The sequence below is a fragment of the Chromobacterium sinusclupearum genome (assembly GCF_002902845.1).
Classification (GTDB): Bacteria; Pseudomonadota; Gammaproteobacteria; order Burkholderiales; family Chromobacteriaceae; genus Chromobacterium; species Chromobacterium sinusclupearum.
In genome coordinates, this window is the sequence record NZ_PPTF01000010.1 from 12694 (window position 1) to 39079 (window position 26386).

Genomic DNA, 26386 nt, shown 5'->3' on the forward strand with positions numbered 1-26386 from the left:
CAAGGGCTGGGCAACGTGGCTTCCGGCCCAAATCGGCTCAAACGCGATCCACTCACCAAACGTCAACAGCCCCTAGCCTGCCCCGCGCGGCTTACAAACGTTTACCAATCCGCGTCCTGGGCCAAGTGCTTGAATCCACGGGCGCGTCACGGCGCAAGCACCGGCCTGTCACGGTGGAAAGATGGTTGGCCGCCTGCCGCTCTGGTAACCTAGGCGACAGCCAAAGAACAAACGAGCAGCCTGACATGATCGCCAATGACAATAGAATATATCTCGCTTCCGGCAGCCCCCGCCGGCGCGAGATCCTGGAGCAGCTTGGCCTGAATCTGGAGCGCATCCACGCCGACATCGACGAAACGGTGTGTCCGGGCGAGGACGCCGTCGCTTACACCGAGCGGCTGGCGCGCGAGAAGGCCGAGGCGGGCTGGCAGGTGGTGGCGTCCTGCGGCCTGCCGGAGCGCCCGCTGCTGGCTGCCGACACCACCGTGACCCAGGATGGCGAAATCTTCGGCAAGCCGGAAGACGCCGCCGACGCCCGCCGCATGCTGCTGGCCTTCTCCGGCCGCAGCCACCAGGCGATCACCAGCGTGGCGGTCAGGCGCGGCGACAAGCTGCTCATCCAGACTTCGGTCACCGACGTTTATTTCAAGAAGCTGTCCGACGCTGAAATCCAGCGCTACATCGACAGCGGCGAACCGTTCGACAAGGCCGGCGGCTATGGCATACAGGGCCGCGCCGGCGTGTTCATCGAGCGCATCGCGGGCAGCTACACCGGCGTGATGGGCCTGCCGGTGTATGAAACCGCCTTGCTGCTGGCCGAGTTCGGCTTCGATCTGCCGTAAGCCAAAGGACGCCATCATGCTGCATCAATCGATAGCCCTGCCGCGCGACCTGCCGCGCCCGCAGGAACAGATACTGGTCAATATCACGCCGCAGGAAACCCGCGTCGCCGTGCTGGAAGAAGGCGTGGTGCAGGAATTGCACGTGGAACGCGCCGCCAGCCGCGGCATCGTCGGCAATATCTATCTGGGCCAGGTGAAGCGCGTGCTGCCGGGCATGCAGAGCGCCTTCATCGAGATCGGCCTGGAGCGCGCCGCCTTCCTGCACATCGCCGACGTGCTGGAGCAGCGCCAGCATCCCACCGAGCCGCAGCGCATCGAGAAGATGCTGTTCGAGGGCCAGACCGTGCTGGTGCAGGTGATCAAGGACCCGATCGGCACCAAGGGCGCGCGGCTGTCGACGCAGATCTCGCTCGCCGGCCGTTTCCTGGTGCATCTGCCGCAGGAAGAACACATCGGCGTGTCGCAAAAGATAGAAAGCGACAGCGAGCGCCACAACCTGAAGGCGCGGCTGGAGAAGCTGCTGCCGGCCGGCAGCCCCAGGGGCTACATCATCCGCACCAGCGCCGAAACCGCGCGCGACGACGAGCTGGCGGCCGACGTCGAGTACCTGTCCAAGCTGTGGACCGACATCAAGCAGAAGTCGCAGACGCTGCCGGCGCAAAGCCTGCTGTACGACGATTTGCCGCTGGCGGTGCGGGTGCTGCGCGACATGGTCAGCGGCTACACCGAAAAAGTGCTGGTGGACTCTAACGAGAACTACAGCCGCATGGTGGAGTTCGCCGAACAATACGTACAGATCGCCGTGGACAAGATCGAGCGCTACGCCGGCGAGCGGCCGCTGTTCGAGCTGCACGGCATCGAGGCCGAGATCGACAAGGCCTTGGCGCGCCGCGTCAACCTGAAGTTCGGCGGCTATCTGATCATCGACCAGACCGAGGCGATGACGACGATAGACGTCAACACCGGCGGCTTCGTCGGCAACCGCAACTTCGACGAGACCATCTTCAAGACCAATCTGGAAGCCACCCAGGTCATCGCCCGCCAGCTGCGGCTGCGCAATCTGGGCGGCATCGTCATTGTCGATTTCATCGACATGGACAGCGACGAGCACCAGGCGGCGGTGCTGTCCGAGCTGGCCAAGGCCATGGCGCGCGACCGTACCCGGGTGACGCTGAACGGCTTCACCAGCCTGGGGCTGGTGGAAATCACCCGCAAGCGCACCCGCGAAAGCCTGGCCCATGTGTTGTGCGAGCCCTGCCCCACCTGTCAGGGCCGCGGCGAGATCAAGACGGCGCAGACGGTGTGCTACGAGATCCAGCGCGAGATCGTGCGCGAGGCGCGGCAGTACGACGCCAAGAGCTATCGCATCCTGGCGGCGCAGTCGGTGATCGACATGTTCCTGGACGAGGAGTCGCAGAGCCTGGCGATGCTGGTGGACTTCATCGGCAAGCCGGTGTCGCTATCGGTGGAGTCGAGCTACACGCAGGAGCAGTTTGACGTGGTCTTGCTGTGAGGTAGGACGGAAGCCCGGCATGGCCGGGCGTTCCGCCGGTTACGCTGTCGCGGGACGGCCATCCAGCAACGGGCAAGCGCGGCATCGCGCTTGCCCGTTTTGCTTGGCGCGACAGCTAGCCGCGGGCGCATTGTGGATAAAAGATGATTTCGTGGCTTGGTGTGGATAAGTTTCCGACGCGCTGAGTCAGCCGCGTCGCGCTCGCTCAAGCGCTTACCAGGGACGCTGCGACGCTGGGCAGAGCGGCGCCACCGCTTGATTGCTGCCGGTGTCGACAAAACCATCGCTGACCCACAGGCCGGCCGAGGTCTGGTTCCAGATGTCGGTTCTGCCCCAGACGCCCTCCACCGGCTCGGCGCGGACATGGCAAACCAGCGCCACGCTCTCGCCGCGCTTGGCCTTGCCGCCGATCTGCGCGCTGAGGCTGGGCGAGATGCGCAAGTTGACGTGGCTGTTTCCCGCTTTGGGCGTGGCCACGCCGCTCAAGCCAGCAGGCGGCTGCGAAGGCGGCGCGGGTTCCGCGCCGTCATGGTAATGCACCAGCCGGCCGCCGACATTCACCCGGCTGCCATCGCGTTGCGCATAGCCCTGATAGGCGCGGTTGCCGGCAAAGAACTGCCAGCCGCCCAGGCGCTTGCGGTTGACCGGTTCCGCCTGTCCTTGGTAGATCAGGGAAAAATGGACATGCGGCCCGGTGGTGCTGCCGCCGCAGGGCAGGCCGTTGCCTATCGTCCCCAAGTACGCGCCCTTGTCCAGCCGTTGGCCGTCGGGCGCGGAGGTCAAATTGATCATGTGGTAGTAAGTGGTGGAATAGCCATTGTCATGCACCAGCTTCACCAGCGCGCTGCCGTTGCGCACGCAGCTTTTGTAAATCACGCCGGCTTGCGGCGCCAGCACCTTGCCATCGCCGCCGGCAAAGTCGATCGAGTCATAGGGCTGGCTTTCGCCGCTATAACCATGCGGCCCGCCCGTCATGTTCCAGGCTGCGCCCGCGCGCCAGGGCAAGCCGAGGCCGGTGTTTTCCGGCGCCAGCCGTTTGGATGCGGCCAGTTGGCTGCGCCAGGCGCGCTTTTCCGCGTCGCTCAGCCAGCCGGCTGGCGATTGCTCCAATAACTCGGCGAAACGCGGGTCGTCGTCCAGCGCCAGCTGCCAGCCTTCAGCTTGGCGCCGGGCCAGAAACAGGCGCGACACCGGCACCCGGTCTGCGCCGGTCATTTGAACCGGCAAGGGCTGGGTGGCCGAGCCGAGCACCCAGCGGCGGTCCGGCGTTTCGTGATGGGTTTCCACCAGCGTTTCCATCTGCGACCCGCTGGCTGGCGGCTGTGTTTGCCGCAGCGCCCGGCTGGCGGTCAGGCGCAGGCTGTCATCGTGCGTGGCTTGAGCCGCCATGGCGGCGCCGGCGGCGAGCAGGGAGATCAGGGAGACAATGGAAATGAACGGTTTCATTGCGGGCTCCTCATCGTTGTGAGCGTGCGGTGCAAGGCCGGATGGCCGTTTGCGACCATAGCCGGTAAACCACTGGGGGACAGCTGGCCTTACGTATGACGGGATGGCTGGAACTTTGGCAGGGATGGCGGTTTGGCGTGCGCTCGGCAAACGTCGACAGTCACTAGGCCCGGCAAACCCGCTACACTCAAAATGACATTCTCGTGACGGTTATGCGACAGGAGGGGAAAGCCATGGACGCGCTCAGCCGTGAAAACCTGCTGTGCCTGATGGAGGACGTGGAGGCGGAGGACCCGATCGACTACGCCGACCTGCCGTTTGACGAACAAAACCTACGCGAGCTGATCGTCGATTCGCTGTTGGAGCGGGAGCTGGTATTCCGCGCCGAGGAGCCGGACGAGGCCAAGCGCATGCTGGTGTATCTGGCCGCCACCGCCCGGCTGACGCTGGAAAACATGGTGCTGCACGCCCGCTTGCTGCGCGCCGGGCTGGAGGACGGTTAAGGCCGCTCGCCGCGGTTTTCGGCGAGCGGCCCTGGCCTTGATGGCAGTGGATTGTGCTCGTCAACCTGCCGGCTGAAGTCCCGTCCACGCATGACCGTGCGATTTGACAGGCTGTCGCGTTGAGCAGAACACACTGTCAAATGGCCAAAATAAACATTTGGCATGGCGGGTGGTATGCTGTTCATCCCACTTCTTCCTTCAGGATGACCCCATGCTCCGCCTGCTCGGCCGCGCCAACTCCATCAATGTCCGCAAGGTGCTGTGGACCTGTCATGAAATCGGCCTCGACTACCAACGCGAGGACTGGGGACGCGGCTTCCGGCCGGTGACCGATCCCGACTTCCTGGCGCTGAACCCCTTCGCGCAAATCCCGGCGCTGGTCGATGGCGACACCGCGCTGTCCGAATCGAACACCATCTGCCGCTACCTGGCCGCCAAACATGGCCGCCATGATCTGTTGCCGCAGGAAGCCGCCCAGCGCGCCCAAGTCGAAAAATGGATGGATTGGCAGCTCAGCGAGCTGAACGGCAGCTGGATGTATGCCTTCCATGCGCTAAGCCGCAACAGTCCGGATCACCAGGACCCGGCGCGCATCGCCGAAAGCGTGGCGGCGTGGAAAAAGCAGATGGCGGTGCTGGAGTCGCAACTGGGCGAACGCTGGATCCTGGGCGAAACCTTCACCCTGGCCGACATCGTGCTGGGCGTGTCGGTCCAGCGCTGGTTGCTCACCCCGTTCGACAAGCCGGCGCTGCCGAAGGCCGAGGCTTATTTCGAGCGCTTGCGCCAGCGGCCGGCCTATCGCGCCCACGGCGGCGAGGGCGTCGCCTGAGCGCGGTCCCTTTTCGGTTTGCAAGCCTGCTTCAAGCAGGCCGCCCCCCACCTAGGAGAATGAGATGCACGACGCACAATGGACCGTCCTGGATGACTACTACAGCGCGGCGCTGGTGAAGCAAGACGCCGCGCTGGAAGCGGCGCTGGCCGACAGCGCGGCCGCCGGTTTGCCGGCGATCAATGTGGCGCCGAATCAGGGCAAGTTCTTGAACTTGCTGGCCCGTATCCATGGCGCGAAGCGGATTCTGGAGATCGGCACCTTGGGCGGCTACAGCACCATCTGGCTGGCGCGCGCCTTGCCGGCGGACGGCAGGCTGGTGACGCTGGAGTTCGAGCCGCGCCATGTCGAGATCGCCGCCGCCAACCTCAAACGCGCCGGCGTGGCGGACAAGGTGGAAATTCTGCAAGGCGCGGCGGCGGATTCGCTGCAGCGGCTGATCGCGCAAGGCGCGGCGCCGTTTGACTTCATCTTCATCGACGCCGACAAGCCCAACAATCCGGTCTATCTGGAGCTGGCGCTGCAGCTGTCCCGCCCCGGCACGGTCATCGTCGGCGACAATGTGGCGCGCGGCGGCGCGGTGGCGGATGCAGGCAGCGCTGACCCCGCCATCCAGGGCATACGCCGCTTCATCGAGCTGATGGGGGCTAATCCTCGCCTGTCCGCAACCGCGGTGCAGACCGTGGGAGCCAAGGGTCATGACGGTTTCGCCTTGGCCATCGTCGAGCGCTGATCAGGCAAGCAAAACGGGCAGCGGTTCACGCCAGCTGCCCGTTTTTCTATGCGGCTCCCGCTTATCACTGGGCGGCCGGCTGCGGCTGGCCGAACACGTCTTTCCAGCTGGTGTAAGCGGTGACGAAGGCGATGGGGCACCACAACAGCAGGCCCAGGCCTAGCGTCAGCATGGCCGGAATCAGCAGCAGGCCCAGCACCAGGCCGGCCACCAGCATCGGCAGCCAGTTGGACAGGCCGGCGCGCAGGCTGGCCTGAATGGCCTGCCACGGCGAGACATTTTCCAGCGCCACCAGAGACGGGGCGAACCAGTAGCTGAGGCTGACGACGAACATCACCAGCGACATCACCAGCAGCAGCAGGGCGACGAAGCCGCCGGCCGCCGCCGGCTTGGCATCGATGGCCAGATGGCCGCTCGCCATGCCGCTCATCACCCCGGTGGACACCCCGGCCATGCCGACGATCAGCATCGCCGCCGCCATCAGCGCGAAGAATATCGCGCCCACCTGCAGCAGCGGGCCGGGCATCAGGCGGAAGCCGGCGAACAGGTCGGCCAGCTCCAGCTCCTCGCCGCGTTCGGACTTGCGCGCGGCCATCACGAAAGCGCCGGCGAACACCGGGCCGATGATGGCCCCGATCAGGCCGCCGATGAACGGCACCAGGTTGATCACAAAATGGATCATCAAGTAGACCAGGGTCAGCAGCACCCAGGTCAGGGGCTGCTCGCGCACGATGTAAAACGCTTCCACGCACCAGCGCCAGCCGCGGCCGGCGCCCACTTTGCGGGCTGGGGGCGGGGTGTCGAATGACTGCATATTCGGTCTCCGTTGCGGCGCATGCTGCGCCGGATTTGGGGGAAAGAAGGCTAGACCATGCCGTCTGTACATGGTTCTGCTTGATTCTACTCAATTTGTGTGTGGGATGGCTGGTTGCCGGAAAGTGCCAAAATCGGCGATAATCCGGCGGTTTTGCGACGGTAGACCCATGTCGCCAGCAGCATAGAGCGGATGGAAGAACCGTCGTTCCGGTTCCCAATAGTCTTGAGGTTTTACCGAAATGGTTACCCGCACCGAGCTTGCCAACGCCATCCGCTTCCTGGCCATGGACGCCGTGGAAAAAGCCAAATCCGGCCATCCGGGCGCCCCGATGGGCATGGCAGACATCGCCGAAGTCCTGTGGCGCGATCATCTGAAGCACAATCCGGCCAACCCGTCCTGGGCCGACCGCGACCGCTTCGTTCTCTCCAACGGCCACGGCTCGATGCTGATCTACAGCTTGCTGCACCTGACCGGTTACGACCTTTCCATCGACGACCTCAAGAATTTCCGCCAACTGCATTCCAAGACGCCGGGCCACCCGGAGTACGGTTACGCGCCGGGCATCGAAACCACCACCGGTCCGCTGGGCCAGGGCATCACCAACGCCGTGGGCATGGCGATGGCAGAGAAGATGCTCGCCGCCCAGTTCAACCGCGACGGCCACGCCATCGTCGATCACCACACCTATGTGTTCATGGGCGATGGTTGCCTGATGGAAGGCATCAGCCACGAGGCTTGCTCGCTGGCCGGCACCTGGGGCCTGAACAAGCTGATCGCCTTCTGGGACGATAACGGCATCTCCATCGACGGCCATGTCGAAGGCTGGTTCAGCGACGATACCCCGGCCCGCTTCGAAGCCTACGGCTGGCAAGTGATCCGCAACGTCAACGGCCACGATCCGGTCGAGATCGCCACCGCCATCGCCACCGCCAAGCAAAGCGCCGACAAGCCGACGCTGATCTGCTGCAAGACTACCATCGGTTTTGGCGCCCCCACCAAGCAGGGCAGCCACGACTGCCACGGCTCGCCGCTGGGCGCGGCTGAAATCGCCGCCGCGCGCGAAGGCCTGAAGTGGCCGCACGCGCCGTTCGAGATTCCGGCCGAGATCTATGCCGAGTGGAGCGCCCGCGACAAGGGCGCCGTGGCCGAGATCGAATGGAACAAGCGCTTCGACGCTTACCGCGCCGCGCATCCGGAGCTGGCCGCCGAATTCGAGCGCCGCATGAAGGGCGAGCTGCCGCAAGGTTGGGTGGAGGCTCAGGCCGCCGCCATCGCCAAGATCAACGACGCCGCCCAGACCGTGGCCACCCGCAAGGCCAGCCAGATCGCGCTGGAAGCGCTGTCGCCGCTGCTGCCGGAGTTCGTCGGCGGCTCCGCCGACCTGACCGGCTCTAATCTGACCAACTGGTCCGGCTCCAAGTGGATCAACCGCGAAGGCCAGGGCAACTACATCAGCTACGGCGTGCGCGAGTTCGGCATGGCCGCCATCATCAACGGCATGACCCTGCACGGCGGCCTGCGCCCGTACGGCGGCACCTTCCTGATGTTCAGCGAATACGCCCGCAACGCCCTGCGCATGGCCTCGCTGATGAAGATCAATCCGATCTTCGTGTTCACCCACGATTCGATCGGCCTGGGCGAAGACGGCCCGACACACCAGCCGGTGGAGCAGACCGCCACCCTGCGCTACATCCCCAACCACCACACCTGGCGTCCGTGCGACACCGTGGAAGCCGCGGTGGCCTGGGCGCACGCCATCGAGCAGAAGACCACCCCGACCAGCCTGGTGCTGAGCCGGCAGAACCTGCCGTTCGTGTCCCGCGACGCGGCGCAGATCGCCGCTATCCGCAAGGGCGGCTACGTGCTGCGCGACGCGACTGGCGCCAAAGCCGTGCTGATCGCCACCGGTTCCGAAGTGGAACTGGCGCTGAAGGCGCAGGAAACGCTGGCGGCCGAAGGCGTGCCGGTGCGCGTGGTGTCCATGCCTTGCACCAATGTGTTCGACGTGCAGGACAAGGCCTGGCAACAGAGCGTGTTGCCGGCGGGCCTGCCGCGCGTGGCCATTGAAGCCGGCCATGGCGACTTCTGGCGCAAGTATGTCGGCCTGGAAGGCGAAGTGGTGGGCATCGACCACTTTGGCGAATCCGCCCCGGCCGGCCAGCTGTTCAAGGAATTCGGCTTCACCGTGGAGAATGTGGTCGCCAAGACCCGCTCCGTGTTGCGTTAAGCAGTCGATAGACCACCGCGGCGACGCGGTGGTCTTTTTTTGCCGTGTCATGTAGTCGTCGCACTACAAAAAAGCATCTGGAGAAGAGAGAAGCATGACCATCCGCCTCGCCATCAACGGTTACGGCCGCATTGGCCGCCAAGTTTTGCGCGCCATCTACGAAAACAAGTTGCACGACGATTTCAAGGTGGTGGCCGTGAACGCTTCCGGCGACCTCGCCATCAATGCCCACCTGACCCAGTTCGACACCGTGCATGGCCGCTTCCCCGGCACCGTGGAGCAGGACGGCGAACACCTGATCCTGAATGGCGACAAGATCCCGTTCTTCAGCACCCGCAACCCGGCCGAGCTGCCGTGGCGCGCGCTGGAGGTGGACCTGGTGCTGGAATGCACCGGCGCATTCACCAGCAAGGAAAAGTGCCAGGCCCATTTGAACGCCGGCGCCAAGAAGGTGCTGATTTCCGCGCCGGGCGGCGATGACGTGGACGCCACCATCGTGTATGGCGTGAACCATGACGTGCTGACGCCGGAGATGACCGTGGTGTCCAACGCCAGCTGCACCACCAACTGTCTGGCCCCGGTGGCCAAGGCGCTGAACGACGCGCTGGGCATCAAGAAAGGCCTGATGACCACTATCCACGCCTTCACCAACGACCAGGTGCTGACCGACGTCAAGCACAAGGATCTGCGCCGCGCCCGCTCCGCCACCGACAATATGATCCCCACCAAGACCGGCGCGGCCAAGGCCGTCGGCCTGGTGCTGCCGGAGCTGAAGGGCAAGCTGGACGGCTTTGCCGTGCGCGTGCCTACCATCAATGTGTCGCTGGTGGATCTGACTTTCACCGCCATGCGCGACACTTGCAAGGACGAGGTCAACGAGATCCTGCAGGGCGCGGCCAATGGCGCGATGAAGGGCATCCTGGGCTTCAACACCCTGCCGCTGGTGTCCGGCGATTTCAACCACACCGAAGAAGCGTCGACCTTCGACGCCACGCTGACCAAGGTGACAGGCGGCAATCTGGTCAAGGTGCTGGCCTGGTACGACAACGAGTGGGGCTTCAGCTGCCAGATGCTGCGCACCGCGCGCGCGATGTTCGGCCGCTGATCCAGCCGTAGGGCGGATGCCTCGCGAGGGGCGATCCGCCATCTTGTTGCGGGGCTAGTTTGCTCCGATGCAAAGATGGCGCGGCGGAACGCCCGGCCACGCCGGGCTTCCGCCCTACCAAAACAGCGGTGCGCATGCCAAACGCACTGTTGTTTTGTTACATGGCGCGCGCAAGAAATTTGATTGGTGTTAAAGTGACGCCGCTGAATCGGCATACACTGCCGGATAGGGGCGAGCGCCGGGCGCGCCAGGTCCATCCGCTTGCGGCCTTGCGCCGCCGTGGGAAATTTTGCAACAGCGCGCCGGTGCATGCCCGCGGTTTCGCCTTATCCCGTTCCGCAAGCCACTGGCCGCTTGCCGGATCGTCCCGCATCCAAACCTGAGTGAGTGAAGCGATGAAATTCAACAAACTCTCCGAGCAGAATCTTTCCGGCAAGCGCGTACTGATCCGCGTCGACATGAACGTTCCGCTGAAAAACGGCGTGATCGGCGAAGACACCCGCATCCGCGCCAGCCTGCCCACCATCGAGCACTGCCTGAAGGCCGGCGCCGGTGTGATGCTGATGACCCACCTGGGCCGTCCGACCGAAGGCGAGCCGAAGCCGGAAGACAGCCTGGCGCCGGTGGTGGCCCGTCTGTCCGAACTCTTGGGCAAGCCGGTGCGCCTGCAAGCCGATTTCCAGAATGGCGTCGAACTCGCCCCGGGCGAAGTGGTGATGCTGGAAAACGTGCGCCTGAACAAGGGCGAGAAGAAGAACAACGAAGAACTGGGCCGCGCCTACGCCGCCCTGTGCGACGTGTTCGTGCACGACGCTTTCGGCACCGCGCACCGCGCCGAGGCCTCCACCCACGCCGTGGCCAAGTTCGCCCCGGTGGCCTGCGCCGGCCTGCTGCTGTCGGCCGAGCTGGACGCGCTGGGCAAGGCGCTGCAGGCGCCGGCCCGCCCGATGGTGGCCATCGTCGCCGGCTCCAAGGTATCGACCAAGCTGACCATCCTGGAAGCGCTGGCGGACAAGGTGGACCAGCTGATCGTGGGCGGCGGCATCGCCAACACCTTCCTCTTGGCTGAAGGCAAGGCCATCGGCAAGAGCCTGGCCGAAGCCGAGCTGGTGGAAGACGCCAAGCGCGTGATCGCCAAGATCCGCGCCCGAGGCGGCGACGTGCCGCTGCCGTCCGACGTGGTGTGCGCCAAGGAATTCGCCGAAACCGCCGCCGCCGTCACCAAGCCGGTGGGCGAAGTGACCGCCGACGACATGATCCTGGACATCGGCCCAGATTCCGCCAAAGAGCTGGCCGCCATCATCGCCCAAGCCGGCACCGTGGTGTGGAACGGCCCGGTCGGCGTGTTCGAGTTCGACCAGTTCGGCAACGGCACCAAGACTTTGGCCCAGGCCATCGCCCAGTCCAAGGCGTTCTCCATCGCCGGCGGCGGCGACACGCTGGCGGCCATCGCCAAGTACGGCATCACCGACGACATCAGCTACATCTCCACCGGCGGCGGCGCCTTCCTGGAATTCCTGGAAGGCAAGGAACTGCCGGCCGTGGCGATTCTGGCCGAGCGCGCCCACTAAACGGGAGACGCCAGGGCGGCTTTTGCCGCCATGGCGCTTGCGGATGACGATATGTTGGCAAAGACAGGATGTGAGATGAGCCGCCGCCTGACCCGGCCGCTCCGTTATACTGGCGGCTATTCCCCCACCAGGAGAACGTGATGTCGCTGCAAACCTGGCTGTTGTTCGTCACTACCGTCTTTTTCGTCTCCGCCACCCCCGGCCCCAATATGCTGCTGGCGATGACGCATGGCATTCATTACGGCGTGCGCCGCACGTTGATGACCTGTTTGGGCCTGATGACGGCACTGGGCCTGATCATGGCCGGCTCGGTGGCCGGCCTGGGCGCGCTGCTGGCCACGTCGGAGCTGCTGTTCTCCATCGTCAAGTACGCCGGCGCGCTGTATCTGGTGTATCTGGGCATCAAGACCTGGCGCAGCTTGCCGCAACCGGTGGCCGAGCTGCGCGAGGACGACAGCGGCAAGCACGGACCGTGGGCGCTGTTCCGCCGCGGCTTCCTGGTGGCGATGAGCAACCCCAAGGCCTTTATCTTCTTTACCGCGCTGTTCCCGCAGTTCATGAACGCGCATCAGCCGCAGGGGCCGCAGCTGGCCATCCTGGCGGTCACGTTTTACCTGATCGAGTCCTGCTGGCAGCTGACTTACGCCAGCAGCGGCGCCCGGCTGGCGCGCTGGTTGAACAGCGCGAGCCGGCTGCGGATGGTCAACCGCTTCAGCGGCGGCGCCTTCGTCGGCGCCGGCGTGCTGCTGACCGGTTTGTCCAGACAGTAACCATCACGGCTGCCGATTCGTCATCGCCAGCCGTTTTTTTCGAACTGGCCCCGCCGTGGCGGGGCTCACGAGGGAGAGATTCATGGCACTCGTTTCCATGCGCCAGCTGCTGGATCACGCGGCTGAATTCAGCTACGGCCTGCCGGCCTTCAACGTCAACAACCTGGAGCAGATGCGCGCCATCATGGAGGCCGCCGACAAGGTGAACGCCCCGGTGATCGTGCAGGCTTCCGCCGGCGCCCGCAAATACGCCGGCGCGCCCTTCCTGCGCCACATGATCCTGGCCGCGGTGGAAGAATTCCCGCACATTCCGGTGGTGATGCACCAGGACCACGGCGTGAGCCCGGACGTCTGTCAGCGTTCCATCCAGCTGGGCTTTTCCTCGGTGATGATGGACGGCTCGCTGAAGTCCGACGGCAAGACCCCGGCCGACTATGACTACAACGTCGGCGTGACCCGCACCGTGGTCAGCTTCGCCCACGCCTGCGGCGTGTCGGTGGAAGGCGAAATCGGCTGCCTGGGCAGCCTGGAAACCGGCATGGCCGGCGAGGAAGACGGCGTCGGCGCCGCTGGCGTGCTGGATCACAGCCAACTGCTGACCGATCCGGAAGAAGCCGCCCGTTTCGTCAAGGACACCGGCGTGGACGCCCTGGCCATCGCCATCGGCACCAGCCACGGCGCCTACAAGTTCACCAAGAAGCCCACCGGCGACGTGCTGCGCATCGACCGCATCAAGGAAATCCACGCCCGCATCCCCAATACCCACTTGGTGATGCACGGCTCCTCCAGCGTACCGCAGGAATGGCTGCAGATCATCAACCAGTACGGCGGCGATCTGGGCGAAACCTACGGCGTGCCGGTTGAGGAAATCGTTGAAGGCATCAAGCACGGCGTGCGCAAGGTCAACATCGACACCGACCTGCGTCTGGCCTCCACCGGCGCCATCCGCCAGTTCATGGCCAAGAACCCGGCCGAATTCGACCCGCGCAAATACCTGGCCAAGACCATCGAAGCGATGCGCGATGTCTGCATCGCCCGCTACGAGGCGTTTGGCGCGGCCGGCATGGCCAGCAAGATCAAGCCGATCAGCCTGGACGCGATGGCCGACAAGTACCTGAAAGGCGAGCTGGCGCAAATCGTGCGCTGAGTCCTGTGACACGATGCGACAGCTGTTTGTAAGAACAGTGTAAAAGCTCTTGTCACCTGAAGTGATGATCTGCGATAATTCATTTGTCATTTCAGGAAAAGGGATTGTATGCAGCGCAGTCCGCCATGCGACTGTCCTGCCATACGGCTTACCCGACCCGCCCGCGAGGCGGGTTTTTTTTTGAGGAGACAGCATGGTTCTGCATTTGAGTTTCGCGCCATGGCGGCGGACGGCTGGAGAAGCCTAAGCAACAGCCATCAGCATTTTGCAACGGTTGCGCGAAGGAGTAGGTTGATAGCGGAGAGGCCGCCATCCGCCTGGCTCTTGATCGTCGTCCTTTTCCGCACCCTGTGGTTTGCTTACACTGCTGCCATCACCAAAATGGTCCGCAGGGGCCGGGAGGAGGGGCAATGAAACTGAACCTGCTGTATTTCGCCCGTCTGCGCGAGACGCTGGGCGTGGAGAGCGAGCAACTGGACAGCGACGCCGCCACCGTGGCGGAGCTGTTGACCGAATTGCGCCAGCGCGGCCATGTCTGGGCGCTGGAACTGGCCGCCGACAAGGTATTCCGCGTGGCGGTGAACCAGGAGATGGCCGGCCTGGACACGCCGTTGGCCGATGGCGACGAAGTGGCGGTGTTTCCGCCGGTCACCGGGGGCTGAGATGGCGGTCAACCACATCCGGGTGCAGGGCGAGGATTTCGACGTCGGGGCCGAGGTGAGGCGCTGGTCGGCCAATCCGGCTTGCGGCGCGGTGGTCAGCTTCTCCGGCCTGGTGCGCGACCATGGCGACCGCCAGGACGTGGTGGCGCTGGAGCTGGAACATTATCCGGGGATGACCGAAAAGGCCCTGGCCGACATCGTGCGCGAGGCGCGCCAGCGCTGGTCGCTGAAGGGTGTGACGCTGATTCATCGCGTGGGCCGGCTGACGCTGGGCGACAATATCGTGTTGGTGGTGACGGCCAGCAGCCACAGGCGCGACGCCTTTGAGGCCGCGTCGTTTCTGATGGATTACCTGAAACGGCAGGCGCCGTTCTGGAAGTGCGAAGTCCTGGCCGATGGCAGTCGCCACTGGGTGGACGCCAAGACCAGCGACGAAACCGCCGCCGCGCGCTGGGATCAGGCGGCTGGCCCTAATCCCCCGCCGCTGAAGCCCGCGTGACGAACGCCGGCACCGGCCAGCCATCCAGCCGGTAATGGCGGGCGCCGCCGGGGCACAGGACGGAGGCGAATAAGCTGACTTCGCGCAAAGGCATGACCAGCGGCGGAAGAGCCTGTTGCGGCAGCGGCCGCGCCAGATGGCGCAGCAGGGTCAGGTGCGGCCGGTATGGCATAGGGGCTGCTGACGTTTGGTGAGCGGTCGCGCCGGGATGCGTTTTGCGGCGAATCCAGGCGTATCGCGCGCCGCATAGTCATTCTCTGCCAGCGCGGAACAACGAGGAGTCGGCGCGAAAGGCGCCCGGCCCTGCGGGTTTGGCCGCTTTGGGCCGGAAGCCGCGTTGCCCAGCCCTTGCATAGAATGACTATGCGTCGGACTGTGCGCCTTGCTTCCGGCCCAAATCGGCGCAAACGCGATCCACTCACCAAACGTCAACAGCCCCTAGCTTCCAGCGCGATGCCCGCCGCGCGCAATTCGTCTTTCAGCGCGTTCACCCATGCGCCCAGCTCCGGCGGAGGGTGGAGCGGTCCGCACCAGCCCACATCGTGCCAGCTGCCGCAAGCATCCAGCGTGATGGCGTCCGGTAAGCTGGGCGTGGCCCAAGAGGCGCAGTCTGCGGCTCTTTGCAATTGCAGCGGCGTCACTTCGCCCAGAAAGGCCAGCGTCAGATGCAGCTGGCGGGCAGGCAGGGGGCGGCCGCCGCCCAGTCGCTGCAGCTGGCGCTGCCAGGCTTGCAGCGTGGCCAGGCACGCTTGCGGCGGCAGACAGGCGAGGAACGCTCTCAATCGCCCGGACCCAGCAGCGCCTGGCGCCGCTTGACGAAGCCGCGCGCCCGCTCGTTGTTCTGCGGCAGCCAGTCCAGCAGCTCGTCTAGCGACGCCATTTCCCAGCCCTTGGGCTGGCCGGCTTCGCGCCGGTTTTCCGCGATGCGCAGCAGCATGGCGCAGCCGTAGTGGCCCAGCCGGCTGTTCAGGGTGCGCATCGCTTCGCGGTGCAGCATGCGCGCCGCTTGCTCCAGCTCGCCCTGGTTGGCTTGCGCCAATGCGGCGCGGCTATGCTCTTGCAACTCGGCGTAGGCTTGGGCGATGGCCTCGCCGCAAGCCGGCTGCGCCTGGGCGATCTCCTGCAGCGTGCCCAGTTCGTGGCGGCCATCGGCAAAGCGCAGGCCGATCAGCCGCGCCCATTGCGGCGTCTGCTCGCCGCCTTCGCTCGGCGCCAGTTGGACCGCTGCGGACAGGAAGCGCTGCGCGCTGTTGAAGTCCACTTCCGGCGCCAGCAGCCATTGCGCTGCCTCCCGCAGCTGCTCCAGCGCCTGGGCCGGCCGTTGCTGCGCCAGCGCCGTCAGCGCGCGGCAGACGGCCATGGTCAGCGGGCCGCCGGCCAGTTCTTCCTGACGGGCGGCGATGTCGCTTTGCAGCCGGTCCAGTTGCTGGGTCTGGCCGCTGACGCAGCGCGCCTGCAGCAGATCGACCATCGCGTCGGGTCCGAAGAAGCTGTTGTTGCGGCCGATATCGACCGCTCTTTGCAGCGGCTCCACCGCGCGGGTCGCTTCGCCGCTGCGCAGCAGCGCGGTGCCGAAGCAGTGCAGGCGCTGGAAATTGCGCGGCGACAAGGCCACGGCTTTTTCCAGCACGGTGGAGGCTTGGGCGTAGTCGCCGTCGTCGACCAGATTTTGCGCCAGCAGGTCGTAGGCCTCGGTGTAGCGCGGCGCGGCGGCGAGGACCTGGTCCAGCAGCGCGCTGGAGCCGGCGCCATCGCCCTGCTCCGCCAGGATGCGCGCCACGCCCATCTTGGCCCAGGGCAGATCGGCTTGGGCCAGCACCGCGCGATACAGCTCCAGGGCCGCCTCGTACTGCCCCTCGCGCGTTTGCAGCTCGCCGCACAGCCGCAGCGCGTCCAGCCGCTGCTGGCGGCTTTGGGCCTGCTGCGCCAGGTCCAGCAGCGTCTGGATCGCCTGCTCCGCCCTGCCCTTGTCGAGCAGCTTGTGCGCCGGCGTCAGCCAGGCCTTGCGCCGCGCCGCGGCCTCCAGCCGGTCCAGCAGCTGCTGGGCGGTGAACGGTTTGAGCACGTAGTCGTCCGGGGTCATTTCGGCGGCGCTCATCACCTGGCCATAGTGGCGTTCGCCTGTGATCATCACCCACAGGGTGGATAGCGACAGCGCGCCGGTCTTGCGCATCGCTTCCAGCAGTTCCTGGCCGTTCATGCCGTGTCCCAGGTTGTAGTCGCACAGCACGACGTCGTAACGGCGTCCGCGCAGCCGGCCTTGCGCGTCGGAAGCGTTGCTGGCGGTTTCGGTTTGGGTGACGCCGGCCATGGCCAGGATGGCGCGCATGCCCTGCGCCATGGTGAGGGCGTCTTCGACGATCAGGACCGTGGTGTTTTCATCGAATGCCATATTGAATCTCGCGACAGCGCTGTTGGGATGGCGGATAGGCCGCACATGCGCGGCCGGGGTATGGGTTCAGTTTAGGCGCTGCTTGTTCTCATTCGAGCGGATGCTTACTCGAGGTCTGGGTTCAGCGCCTGGTGGCGCCGCACGAAGCCGCGCACACGCTCGTTTTCTTCCGGCAGCCAGTGCAGCAGCTGTTGCACCTGTTTTTCCTCCTCGGGGAACGGCTGCTTGGCCTTGCTGCGGGTTTCGCAGGTGCGCAGCAGCAGCGCGCAGGCGTTCATGCTGATCCGTTCGTTCAAGGTTTTCTGCGACAGCAGGTACAACATGGCGGCCGCTTCTTCCAGCATGCCGTTGCTGGCCAGTTCTACTGCCTTGTTGCTCTCGGTTTGCAGCGTGTCGTAGGCGGTCTGGATGGCTTCGTGGCAGGCCGGATGCTTGTGGGCGATTTCCAGCAGCGTGCCCAGCTCGTGGCGGCCGTCGGCGAAGCGCAGGCCTATGCTGTGCGCCCATTGCGGCGGCAGCTCGCTGCTCTGTTCCGGCGGCAGCCGCACTGCGGCTGAGAGAAAGCGCTGGGCGCAGGAAAAATCTGTCTCGCGGGCGCGCAGCGACTCGGCCACCGCTTGCAGCTGCGCCAGCGCGTCGGCCGGGCGGTTTTGCGCCAGCGCGGTCATGGCGCGGCAGACCGCCATCGTCATCTGGCCGCCGGGCAACTCGTCTACCCGGCCGGCGATTTCGGCCTGCAGGCGGTCCAATTGCTGGGTCTGGCCGCTTTCGCTGAAAGCCTGCAGCAGGTCCACCAGTATGTCCGGGCCGAAGAAATTGTTGTTGCGGCCGATTTCCACCGCGCGCTGCAGGTAGTCGGCGGCCTTGGCCGGATCGCCGCAGCGCAAGAGCGCGGTGCCGCAGCTCTTCAGACGGTGGAAATTGCGCGGCGAAATGGCCACCGCCTTTTCCAGCACCACGGCGGCGGTCTGGTATTGGCCGTCGTCGATCAGGTTCTGCGCCAATAGGTCGTACGCGTCGGTGTAGCGCGGCGCGTCGGCGATGATCTCGCGCAGCAGCGCGTTGGACTCCTGGGTTTCACCCTGTTCGGCGACGATGCGCGCCACGCCCATCTTGGCCCAGGGGATCACCCGCATGCTCAGCAGCTCCTGGTAGATGGTCAGCGCCTCGCTCTGGCGGCCCTCGTTGACCAACAGCTCGGCGGCCAGCCGCTGGGCATCGAGCCGGTATTGCGGGTTCTGCGCTTCGCGCGCCAGCTGCCGCAGAACCTGGATCGCCTGCTCCGGCTTGCCCTGCATCACCAGTTTGTGGGCCGGCGCCAGGAAAATCTTGCGCTGGTGGGCCAGGTTCATCCGGTCCAGCAGCATCTGCGAGGCGAATGGTTTCAAAATATAGTCGTCCGGCGCCATTTCGGCGGCGGCGACTACCCGCTCGTAGTGGCGCTCGCCGGTGATCATGATCCAGATGGTGGAGATCGGCAGGTTGCCGCCCTTGCGCATCGCTTCCAGCAGCTCCTGGCCATCCATGCCTTCGCCCAGGTTGTAGTCGCACAGCACGACGTCGTAGTTCTTGCCGCGCAGGCGGTTGCGCGCTTCGCTGGCGTTGCTGACGGCCTCCGAACGCGTGATGCCGGCGGTGGACAGCATGCTGCGCAGGCTCTGGCGCACGGTGTGGGAGTCTTCGATGATCAGGACAGTGGTGTTGTTATCAAGAGGCATGGTGAATAACGGCGTTGCGCCGGGTCAAACGATATCCAGGTGGTCTATGCCTTCCAGCGGGTCCCGATTGCGGGCGTTTTCGCTGTACAGCTTGATTCTCAGGCGCAGGTCGTTGATGGAGTCCGCGTTACGCAACGCGTCCTCGTAGCTGATCAGATCGGCCTCGTACAGTTCGAACAGCGATTGGTCGAAGGTCTGCATGCCGGCTTCGCGCGAGCGCGCCATCACTTCCTTCAGGCTGGCGATCTCGCCCTTGAAGATCATGTCCGATACCAGCGGGCTGTTGAGCAGGATTTCCACCGCTGCCACGCGGCCGGTGCCGCCCTTGTGCGGCACCAGCCGCTGCGAAACGATGGCGCGCATGTTCAGCGACAGGTCCATCAGCACCTGCTGGTGGCGCTCTTCCGGGAAGAAGTTGAGGATGCGGTCCAGCGCCTGGTTGGCGTTGTTGGCGTGCATGGTGGCCAGGCACAGGTGGCCGGTCTCGGCGAACTGCAAGCCGTAGTTCATGGTTTCGCGGTCGCGGATCTCGCCCATCAGGATGACGTCGGGCGCCTGGCGCAGCGTGTTCTTCAGCGCGATTTCCCAGCTTTCGGTATCGACGCCGATCTCGCGCTGGGTGACGATGGATTTCTTGTGCGTGTGCACGTATTCGATCGGATCCTCCACCGTGATGATGTGATCCTGATTGGTGCTGTTGCGCCAGTCGACCAGCGCGGCCAGCGAGGTGGATTTGCCGGAGCCGGTGCCGCCGACGAAGATCACCAGCCCGCGCTTGATCAGCGCGACATCCTTCAGCACCTCGGGCAGGTTCAGCTGGTCGAGGTTCGGAATTTCGGTGTTGATCTTGCGCAGCACCATGCCCACCATGCCCTGCTGCACGAAGGCGCTGACGCGGAAGCGGCCGATGCCCGGCGGATTGATGGCGAAATTGGCTTCTTTTTTGGACTCGAATTCCTCGGTCTGGCGGTCGTTCATCACTGAACGCACCAGCTCCTTGCTCTGCTGGGCCGACAAGGGCTGCGGCGCCACCGGGGTGATCTTGCCGTCGATCTTCATCGCCGGCGGAAATTCCGGCGAGATGAAGACGTCCGAGGCGTTCTTGCCGATCGCGTGTTTCAGCAGATCGTGGATGAATTTGGAGGCCTGGTCTTTTTCCATGGCGGCGTATCCTGCTTGGCTGCTTCCAGTTTAGCCCGCGGCCGCTGGCGGCTGCGGGGGATTTTGACCGGGGTGCGGTTGCGCGTCCGGCTTCAGAACGCGTCCTTGTTGCTGGCCTTGGCGCGGGCTTCGACGGGCGAGACCACGTTGCGCCGGACCAGATCGGCCAGACACTGGTCCAGCGTCTGCATGCCGTGCTGCTGGCCGGTCTGGATCATCGAATTGATCTGCGCGATCTTGTTCTCGCGGATCAGGTTGCGGATGGCCGGCGTGCCCATCATGATCTCATGCGCCGCCACCCGCCCCTGGCCGTCCTTGGTCTTCAACAGCGTCTGCGCGATCACCGCCCGCACCGACTCGGACAGCATGGAGCGCACCATTTCCTTTTCCCCGGCCGGGAACACGTCGACGATACGGTCTATGGTTTTGGCGGCGCTGCTGGTGTGCAAGGTGCCGAACACCAGGTGGCCGGTTTCGGCCGCGGTCAGCGCCAGCCTTATCGTTTCCAGATCGCGCAATTCGCCCACCAGAATCACGTCCGGGTCTTCGCGCAGCGCGCTCTTCAGCGCGTTGGCGAAGCTGTGGGTCTGCAGGCCGAGCTCGCGCTGGTTGATCAGGCTTTTTTTGCTTTCGTGGACGAATTCAATCGGGTCTTCCACAGTAAGAATGTGCGAAAACTCGTTTTCGTTGACATAGTCTATCATCGCGGCCAGCGTGGTCGACTTGCCGGAGCCGGTGGGGCCGGTCACCAGCACCAGGCCGCGCGGCAGGGAGGCGATCTCCTGGAAGATTCTGGGCGCCGCCAGCTGCTCCAGCGTCAGCACCTTGCTGGGAATCACCCGGAACACCGAGGCCATGCCGCGGTTCTGGATGAAAGAGTTGACCCGGAAGCGGGCGATGCCGGGCAGCTCGAACGAGAAGTCGCACTCGTAGGTGTCTTCGAAAATCTTCCGCTGATAATCGTTCATGATGTCGTACACCATGTCGTGCACGTCATGGTGGTCCATCGGCGGCAGGTTGATGCGGCGGATGTCGCCATTGACCCGGATCATGGGCGGCAGGCCGGCCGACAGGTGCAGGTCGGAGGCCTTGTTCTTGACGGTGAAAGCCAGCAGCTCGGAGATTTCCATATCGAGACCCGTTGCGAGATTGCGGACGCGCCCTCGTCCGCGGCGCGGCGGCGGACGGGCGCGATTATCCGTGCATTCTCAAGCGTAGCGGGCAGCTGGCGCAACAAAATCGCGCATCGCGCCGGGCGCGTGTGCCGGAAACGCATCCCGGAGGATGCTCCTATGTCAACAGCCTCTAGCCGCGCTGGCGCAGGCTGGCGCGCAAGCGGCTCAGGTCAAACGGCTTTTCCAGCCTTTCGTCGAACCAGGCGGCGCGCGGGTCGCTGTACTCTTCCGGATAGGCGGTCATCGCGATCAGCCGCGCGGCGCGATTCAGACCGTCGCGCGCCTTGGACGCCACATCGTAGCCGCTGTCCGCGCCCAGCTGCATATCCAGCAGGACGACGCCGAAGGCCTGCTCCCGCAGCCGCCGACAGGCCTCCGCGGCCGTCGCGGCGGTGGTTACCGCATAGCCATCCAGCGCCAGGCAGTCGGCGAAGGGCTCGCGGATATTCGGGTCGTCATCCACCAGCAGAATGGTCTTGTCCGACGCGGCTAGCGTCAGCTGGATGGGCAGCCGCACAGAGAATTCTGATCCGCGGCCTTCCTCGCTGCGCAGGGCGATTTCCCCGCCCAGCAGCCGCACCAGCTCCTTGACGATGGCCAGTCCCAGCCCGCTGCTGCCGGGCCGGCGCTGGCGACCCTGGAAGAACGGCTGGAAGATGCGCGACTGCAGGTCGGCCGGCACGCCGATGCCGGTGTCGGCGACGCGGACTTCCAACACGGACAGGCCGTCCGCGGTTTCCACGCGCGCCGCGACCGTTACCGCGCCGTGGTCGGTGTAGCGGATGGCGTTGGAGATCAGGTTGCCGACGATCTGGCGCAGCCGGCAGCCATCCAGCCGCGCCAGCGGCGGCAGGTCTTCCAGCGCCACGCTCAGCTGCAGCCCCTTGCCTTCCAGCTGCACCCGGTAGGCGTCTATCGCCTCATGCAGTATCTGGGCGAGGTCGACGTCCTCCGGCTGCAGCCGGAACTGCATGTTGTGGATGGCGGAAATGTCCATGATGTCGCGCACCTGGGTCATCAAGTGCGCCATGCTGGACTTCAGCCGCGACAACGCGGCATAGGTTTTGCTGCCGGACGCGATCTGCGGCTCGATCAGTTCGACGCAGACCTGCATCGTCTGCAGCGGCGAGCGGATTTCGTGGCTGATGGTGGCGAGGAAGGTGGTGCGGTCCAGCTCGGCCGCCACCGTCGCCTGGTGGGCGGCGCGCTCCTGCTCCAACAATGCCTGGTGCGAGGCGACGTCGCGGCGGGCGTTCTGGTAGCGGTACAGCAGGCCGAGGATGACGATGCAGATGGCCACCCACAGCGCGAACCACAGCGACATCAGGTGCTGATTGCGCTCCTGCTCGCGGTTGCGCGCTTCGCGGGCGCCGACCTCGGCCACGCGCGACTGCACGGCGAACTCGGCCAGCGTCGGCCGCAGCTGGTCGATGGCGGCGACCAGCGCCGCGGCGTCGGCCGGTTGCGGGTGGCGTACGCGTTCGTCGTGGAAGAAGCGTTGCAGCTGCTCGGTCAGCGCAGCGAAACCGTTGATGCCGCCTAGCTGGCGGCTGACCGGCGACGGCAGCAGGAAGTCCAGCGTGCGGCTCTGGGCGATGGCCAGCCGAGTCTGCGCCTGGCTGGCGTCGATCTCCCCGGCGCGCAGCCGCTCCAGCTCGGCGCGCGAGCGTTCCAGCTCCACTTGCAGCTGCGCCACGCTCCAGTACAGATCGTCGCCGTGCGGCGGCAGCGCGCGCGCCGCGACGAAGCGCTCCGTCGCCAGATAGATGCCGGAGGCGACGACGAATAACAGCATCAGCATGCTGGGAGAGGCGCCTTTCCAGGCGGCGCGGAACCGGCGGCCCATGTTCTCTTCTGGCGAGGGGCGGGATGTCGGCATCGCGGCCTCAGCGGATATCGATGCGGTTGACTTGCCAAACCAGTTTGGCGTCGAGCAGCGGTCCGCGCAGCTGGCTAGGCATATTGTCCAGCGGATAGATCAGCCACAGCGGTCCGCGCTCGGCAATGTCCATTTTCCGGCCGTCCCGCTCCCGCGCCAAAATCACGCCGTACTGGACCAGTTCCTTGGCGGCGATGGTGTAGGTGTAATCATTCAGCGCCGTTAGTTTGACCTGGCCGCCGCTGGCGCCGACTTTTTGCAGAATATCCCGCAGCTGCGGGCCGGAAAATGTCGATTTCGGGGTCCAGCTGGTTTGCGTGACGATTTTATGCTGCGGCAAAGCCTGTAAATCCGCCTCGCTGAACTGATAGGTTTTCTGCTGCGGGTCGGTATATCGGCTGATATGCCCGGAAACGGTCAGGATAATCGGATTCGATTGCGCCTGAACGGGGAGAGAGAGCCAAGCGGCGAGCAACGAAATACCGATCAGTCTGATAATCATGGCGGAGATTCAGCGGAAGCGGGGCAACCATCATACCGCAGATGGCTGGCTTTCAACATGCATCTGTAATATCTGGCTGATTGATATTATTTCCATTGAAACAAGATAGAATGTGGCTGCATCGTGCGGCGTTCACTGCCGCGGCCCATGGCGCGATGGGGTGTTCGATTGTGATCCGCGGCCGCTTTCCCTACAATCTTCGCGATAACGCAGTCGTCATCCGGCCACGGCCGGTATTCGCTCTCGGACCCCTATACATGACAGATTCCCTCTCATCCCGCTTGTCGCAGGTGCAGTCGCGGCTGCGCGCGGCGTGCGCAGCCGCTGGCCGCGCCGATGACGCGGTTGCCCTGCTCGCCGTCAGCAAGACTTTTCCCGCGGCCGATATCCGCGACCTCTTCGCCTTGGGCCAGCGCGCCTTTGGCGAAAACTACGTGCAGGAACTGCAGCAGAAATGCGAGGCGCTCGCCGACCTGGCGGTAGAATGGCACTTCATCGGTCCCCTGCAGTCGAACAAGACCCGCGTGGTCGCCGAACGCGCGCACTGGGTGCATTCGGTAGACCGGCCCAAGATCGCCGAGCGCTTGTCGGCGCAACGGCCGGACGCGCTGCCGCCGCTGAACATATGCGTGCAGGTCAATGTTTCCGGCGAAGACAGCAAGAGCGGCTGCGCGCCGGAAGAGGCCTTGGCCCTGGCGCGCGCGGCGGCGGCCATGCCGAGGCTGAGGCTACGCGGACTGATGTGCATTCCGGAGCCAACCGAGGACGCGGCCAAGCTGGCGGCCCAGTTCGCCGTTTTGCGGCGGCTGCGGGAGCAACTGAACGCCGAGGGCCTGGCGCTGGACACCTTGTCGATGGGCATGTCGGCCGACCTGGAGCTGGCGGTGTCCGAAGGCGCCACGCTGGTGCGCGTGGGTTCGGCCATTTTCGGCCACAGACACTACAGCCATTGAGTTTATTGGCGTCGGCGCGGCCGGCGCCGCAACGCGTCCAGAGGACACCATGCAAATCACCTTCATCGGCGGCGGCAATATGGCCGGCGCCATCATAGGCGGGCTGGCCCGCCAGGGCGGCCACCGCATCCATGTGGTGGAGCATCAGCAAGACAAGCTGGACCAATTAGCGGCCGATTTCGGCTGCAGCGGCGGCCAAACGCTGCCGGCGAGCCTCTCTGCCAACGACGTGGTGGTGCTGGCGGTCAAGCCGCAGCAACTGCGCGAATTGTGCCTGGAACTCGCGCCGCGGCTGAATGGCGCGCTGGTGGTGTCCATCGCCGCCGGCATCCGCCTGGACGCGCTGCGGCGCTGGCTGGGCAGCGGCCGCATCGTGCGCGTCATGCCGAATACGCCGGCCATGGTGGGCAAGGGCGTATCCGGCCTGTATGCCGACGCCGCGATAGCCGCGGCGGACCGCCAGGCGGCTGAAATCATCATGCGGGCCGCGGGCCTGACCGTGTGGCTGGACGACGAGACCGGCATCGACGATATTACCTGCGTCTCCGGCAGCGGCCCGGCCTATGTGTTCTACTTCATCGAAAGCATGATCGAGGCCGCGCTCAAGGCCGGCTTTGCCGAGGCGCAGGCGCGCGAACTGGTGCTGGCCACCTTCGACGGCGCGGTGGAGCTGGCGCGGCAAAGCCCGCTGCCGGTGGCTACCTTGCGGCAGAACGTGATGTCCAAGGGCGGCACCACCGAGCGCGCCATCGCGCGCTTCGAAGCCGAGGGCGTCAAGGCGGCCATCATCGCCGGCGCGATGGATTGCCGCGAGCGCTCGATCGAAATGGGTCAACAACTCAGCCAGGAGTAAACCGCAATCATGTTTTTCGATACGCTGCAGTTCCTGATCAAGACCCTGTCCGGCCTGTTCGTGCTGGTGTTGCTGCTGCGCTTCTACCTGCAGGTGGCGCGCGCGCCGTTCAAGCACCCCTTGTGCCAGTTCGTGATGGCCGCCACTAATTTCCTGGTGCTGCCGGCGCGCAAGCTGGTGCCGTCGGTGCGCAATTACGACACCGCCACCATGCTGCTGGCCTGGCTGGTATGCCTGCTGGCCAATATCCTGATGCTGCTCCTGGGCTCGCTGCCTGAGGTGTTCGCCTTCCCGCAGGTGTGGGTGGCGCTGGCGCTGCTGTCGCTGCTGGAGGTGTTCAAGCAGTCGCTGACCCTGCTGATGGGCGCGGTGATCGTGCAGGCCGTGATGAGCTGGATCAATCCGTACAACCCGATCGCGCCGGTGCTGGACAGCCTGACCCGGCCGTTCCTGCGGCCGTTCCGCCGCGCAGTGGTGGGCGGGGTGGACCTGTCGCCGCTGTTGCTGTTGCTGGTGATCCAAGTGATCATGATGCTGCCGGTGCGCATGCTGGAAACGGGTTTCTTGACCCAACTCAAAGTGGTCATCCAGTAAGACGGGTTATTTGTCATACTTTTGACAGCTGCCGGTCTTTGCCGGCGGCACCGTGAAACGATAGGGAGCATCAAGATGAAGAAGACCCTGCTCGCCGCCCTGCTGCTGGGCGCCGCCGCCGCGCCGGCCATGGCGAATATGCAACTGGCGCAGAAGTATGGCTGTACCGCCTGCCATGCAGTCGACAAGAAAATCGTCGGCCCGGCTTACAAGGACGTGGCCAAGAAATATGCCGGCCAGAAAGGCGCCGAGGCGGCGCTGGTGGCCAAGGTGAAGAACGGCGGTTCCGGCGTATGGGGTCCGATTCCGATGACCCCGCATCCGAATATTCCGGATGCCGACCTGAAAGCGCTGGTGAAGTGGGTATTGAGCCAGAAATAAATCCCTGGCGTGGATAGTGGCGATGCGAAACCGCAACGGTTTTTCTTCGCTAAAAAGGCGGCTCCGGCCGCCTTTGAACTTGTATGGGAATGACCGGTCGAAAACGACGTCCCT

26 protein-coding genes are annotated in these 26386 nt (G+C 64.9%); 16 read left to right on the forward strand and 10 right to left on the reverse strand.

Going from position 1 to position 26386, the window contains the following annotated elements:
* Positions 1-245 precede the first annotated feature (245 nt).
* Both C2134_RS02125 and rng read left to right on the forward strand, forming a co-directional pair.
* Positions 246-842, forward strand: a complete 597-nt coding sequence (locus C2134_RS02125; RefSeq protein WP_103317172.1) for a Maf family protein — start codon at positions 246-248, stop codon at positions 840-842.
* A gap of 16 nt (positions 843-858) precedes the next feature.
* Entirely contained in the window at positions 859-2355 is a 1497-nt protein-coding gene (gene rng, locus C2134_RS02130; protein ID WP_043627741.1) for a ribonuclease G, read from the forward strand.
* Positions 2356-2568: 213 nt separating this feature from the next.
* On the opposite strand, the gene C2134_RS02135 is transcribed toward rng, so the two are convergent.
* On the reverse strand, positions 2569-3801 hold the full coding sequence (locus tag C2134_RS02135) for a M23 family metallopeptidase (RefSeq protein ID WP_103317174.1): 1233 nt from the start codon (positions 3799-3801) through the stop codon (positions 2569-2571).
* Between the two features lie 233 nt (positions 3802-4034).
* Here C2134_RS02135 and C2134_RS02140 point away from each other — a divergent pair, with 233 nt between their 5' ends.
* From C2134_RS02140 to C2134_RS02150, 3 genes are all read left to right on the forward strand, one after another.
* Positions 4035-4304, forward strand: a complete 270-nt coding sequence (locus C2134_RS02140) for a hypothetical protein (RefSeq protein ID WP_103317176.1) — start codon at positions 4035-4037, stop codon at positions 4302-4304.
* A gap of 211 nt (positions 4305-4515) precedes the next feature.
* Positions 4516-5133, forward strand: a complete 618-nt coding sequence (locus C2134_RS02145) for a glutathione S-transferase family protein (protein ID WP_103317177.1) — start codon at positions 4516-4518, stop codon at positions 5131-5133.
* 64 nt (positions 5134-5197) lie between these two features.
* Positions 5198-5866, forward strand: a complete 669-nt coding sequence (locus C2134_RS02150) for an O-methyltransferase (protein WP_103317179.1) — start codon at positions 5198-5200, stop codon at positions 5864-5866.
* Between the two features lie 64 nt (positions 5867-5930).
* Here C2134_RS02150 and C2134_RS02155 read toward each other — a convergent pair whose 3' ends face one another.
* Positions 5931-6680, reverse strand: coding sequence for a BPSS1780 family membrane protein (locus C2134_RS02155; RefSeq protein WP_103317180.1), 750 nt, complete (start codon positions 6678-6680; stop codon positions 5931-5933).
* Between the two features lie 241 nt (positions 6681-6921).
* Between C2134_RS02155 and tkt the strand changes: the two genes are divergently transcribed.
* The 7 genes from tkt to moaE all read left to right on the forward strand — a co-directional run bounded on the left by tkt (position 6922) and on the right by moaE (position 14664).
* Complete coding sequence (gene tkt, locus C2134_RS02160) at positions 6922-8910, forward strand: transketolase (protein WP_103317182.1); 1989 nt, start codon at positions 6922-6924, stop codon at positions 8908-8910.
* Between the two features lie 94 nt (positions 8911-9004).
* Positions 9005-10015, forward strand: a complete 1011-nt coding sequence (gene gap / locus C2134_RS02165) for a type I glyceraldehyde-3-phosphate dehydrogenase (protein ID WP_103317184.1) — start codon at positions 9005-9007, stop codon at positions 10013-10015.
* A gap of 395 nt (positions 10016-10410) precedes the next feature.
* Positions 10411-11586, forward strand: a complete 1176-nt coding sequence (locus C2134_RS02170; protein WP_103317185.1) for a phosphoglycerate kinase — start codon at positions 10411-10413, stop codon at positions 11584-11586.
* Positions 11587-11726: 140 nt separating this feature from the next.
* Positions 11727-12356, forward strand: a complete 630-nt coding sequence (locus C2134_RS02175; RefSeq protein ID WP_103317187.1) for a LysE family translocator — start codon at positions 11727-11729, stop codon at positions 12354-12356.
* 82 nt (positions 12357-12438) lie between these two features.
* Entirely contained in the window at positions 12439-13503 is a 1065-nt protein-coding gene (gene fba / locus C2134_RS02180) for a class II fructose-bisphosphate aldolase (RefSeq protein WP_043627725.1), read from the forward strand.
* Positions 13504-13913: 410 nt separating this feature from the next.
* Complete coding sequence (gene moaD, locus C2134_RS02190; RefSeq protein WP_103317190.1) at positions 13914-14165, forward strand: molybdopterin converting factor subunit 1; 252 nt, start codon at positions 13914-13916, stop codon at positions 14163-14165.
* 1 nt (position 14166) lies between these two features.
* Entirely contained in the window at positions 14167-14664 is a 498-nt protein-coding gene (moaE, locus tag C2134_RS02195; RefSeq protein WP_103317191.1) for a molybdopterin synthase catalytic subunit MoaE, read from the forward strand.
* Here the strand turns inward: moaE and C2134_RS02200 are convergent.
* The 8 genes from C2134_RS02200 to C2134_RS02235 form a co-directional block, all read right to left on the reverse strand.
* Complete coding sequence (locus tag C2134_RS02200) at positions 14636-14836, reverse strand: 2'-5' RNA ligase family protein (RefSeq protein ID WP_103317193.1); 201 nt, start codon at positions 14834-14836, stop codon at positions 14636-14638. The two genes, moaE and C2134_RS02200, sit on opposite strands and share 29 nt — an antisense overlap.
* Positions 14837-15092: 256 nt before the next feature.
* Positions 15093-15446, reverse strand: coding sequence for a 2'-5' RNA ligase family protein (locus tag C2134_RS02205; protein WP_158248673.1), 354 nt, complete (start codon positions 15444-15446; stop codon positions 15093-15095).
* The gene (locus C2134_RS02210) at positions 15443-17056 is read right to left on the reverse strand and encodes a response regulator (protein ID WP_103317197.1); all 1614 of its coding nucleotides are present in this window, start codon (positions 17054-17056) and stop codon (positions 15443-15445) included. The genes C2134_RS02205 and C2134_RS02210 overlap by 4 nt, the downstream gene beginning before the upstream one ends.
* Positions 17057-17160: 104 nt before the next feature.
* Positions 17161-18774, reverse strand: coding sequence for a response regulator (locus C2134_RS02215; protein WP_103317199.1), 1614 nt, complete (start codon positions 18772-18774; stop codon positions 17161-17163).
* Positions 18775-18798: 24 nt separating this feature from the next.
* Positions 18799-19935, reverse strand: a complete 1137-nt coding sequence (locus tag C2134_RS02220; protein ID WP_103317201.1) for a PilT/PilU family type 4a pilus ATPase — start codon at positions 19933-19935, stop codon at positions 18799-18801.
* A 92-nt stretch (positions 19936-20027) separates the two neighbouring features.
* Positions 20028-21065, reverse strand: coding sequence for a type IV pilus twitching motility protein PilT (locus C2134_RS02225; protein WP_103317203.1), 1038 nt, complete (start codon positions 21063-21065; stop codon positions 20028-20030).
* Positions 21066-21240: 175 nt separating this feature from the next.
* Positions 21241-22956 carry an ATP-binding response regulator gene (locus C2134_RS02230; protein WP_158248674.1) on the reverse strand — a complete coding sequence of 572 codons (1716 nt, stop codon included), beginning with the start codon at positions 22954-22956 and terminating at the stop codon, positions 21241-21243.
* A 40-nt stretch (positions 22957-22996) separates the two neighbouring features.
* Positions 22997-23491 (reverse strand): putative pterin-binding protein, encoded by a 495-nt coding sequence (locus C2134_RS02235; protein WP_103317207.1) that lies wholly within the window; start codon positions 23489-23491, stop codon positions 22997-22999.
* A 257-nt stretch (positions 23492-23748) separates the two neighbouring features.
* On the opposite strand from C2134_RS02235, the gene C2134_RS02240 reads away from it, so the two are divergent.
* From C2134_RS02240 to C2134_RS02255, 4 genes are all read left to right on the forward strand, one after another.
* On the forward strand, positions 23749-24444 hold the full coding sequence (locus C2134_RS02240) for a YggS family pyridoxal phosphate-dependent enzyme (RefSeq protein ID WP_103317209.1): 696 nt from the start codon (positions 23749-23751) through the stop codon (positions 24442-24444).
* 49 nt (positions 24445-24493) lie between these two features.
* Positions 24494-25297, forward strand: coding sequence for a pyrroline-5-carboxylate reductase (gene proC / locus C2134_RS02245; RefSeq protein WP_103317211.1), 804 nt, complete (start codon positions 24494-24496; stop codon positions 25295-25297).
* A gap of 9 nt (positions 25298-25306) precedes the next feature.
* Positions 25307-25891: a YggT family protein gene (locus C2134_RS02250; RefSeq protein WP_043627706.1), complete on the forward strand. Its 585-nt coding sequence runs from the start codon at positions 25307-25309 to the stop codon at positions 25889-25891.
* 75 nt (positions 25892-25966) lie between these two features.
* A complete protein-coding gene (locus C2134_RS02255) occupies positions 25967-26272 on the forward strand; it encodes a c-type cytochrome (protein WP_103317213.1) in 306 nt (101 codons plus the stop codon).
* The last annotated feature ends 114 nt before the right edge of the window (positions 26273-26386 follow it).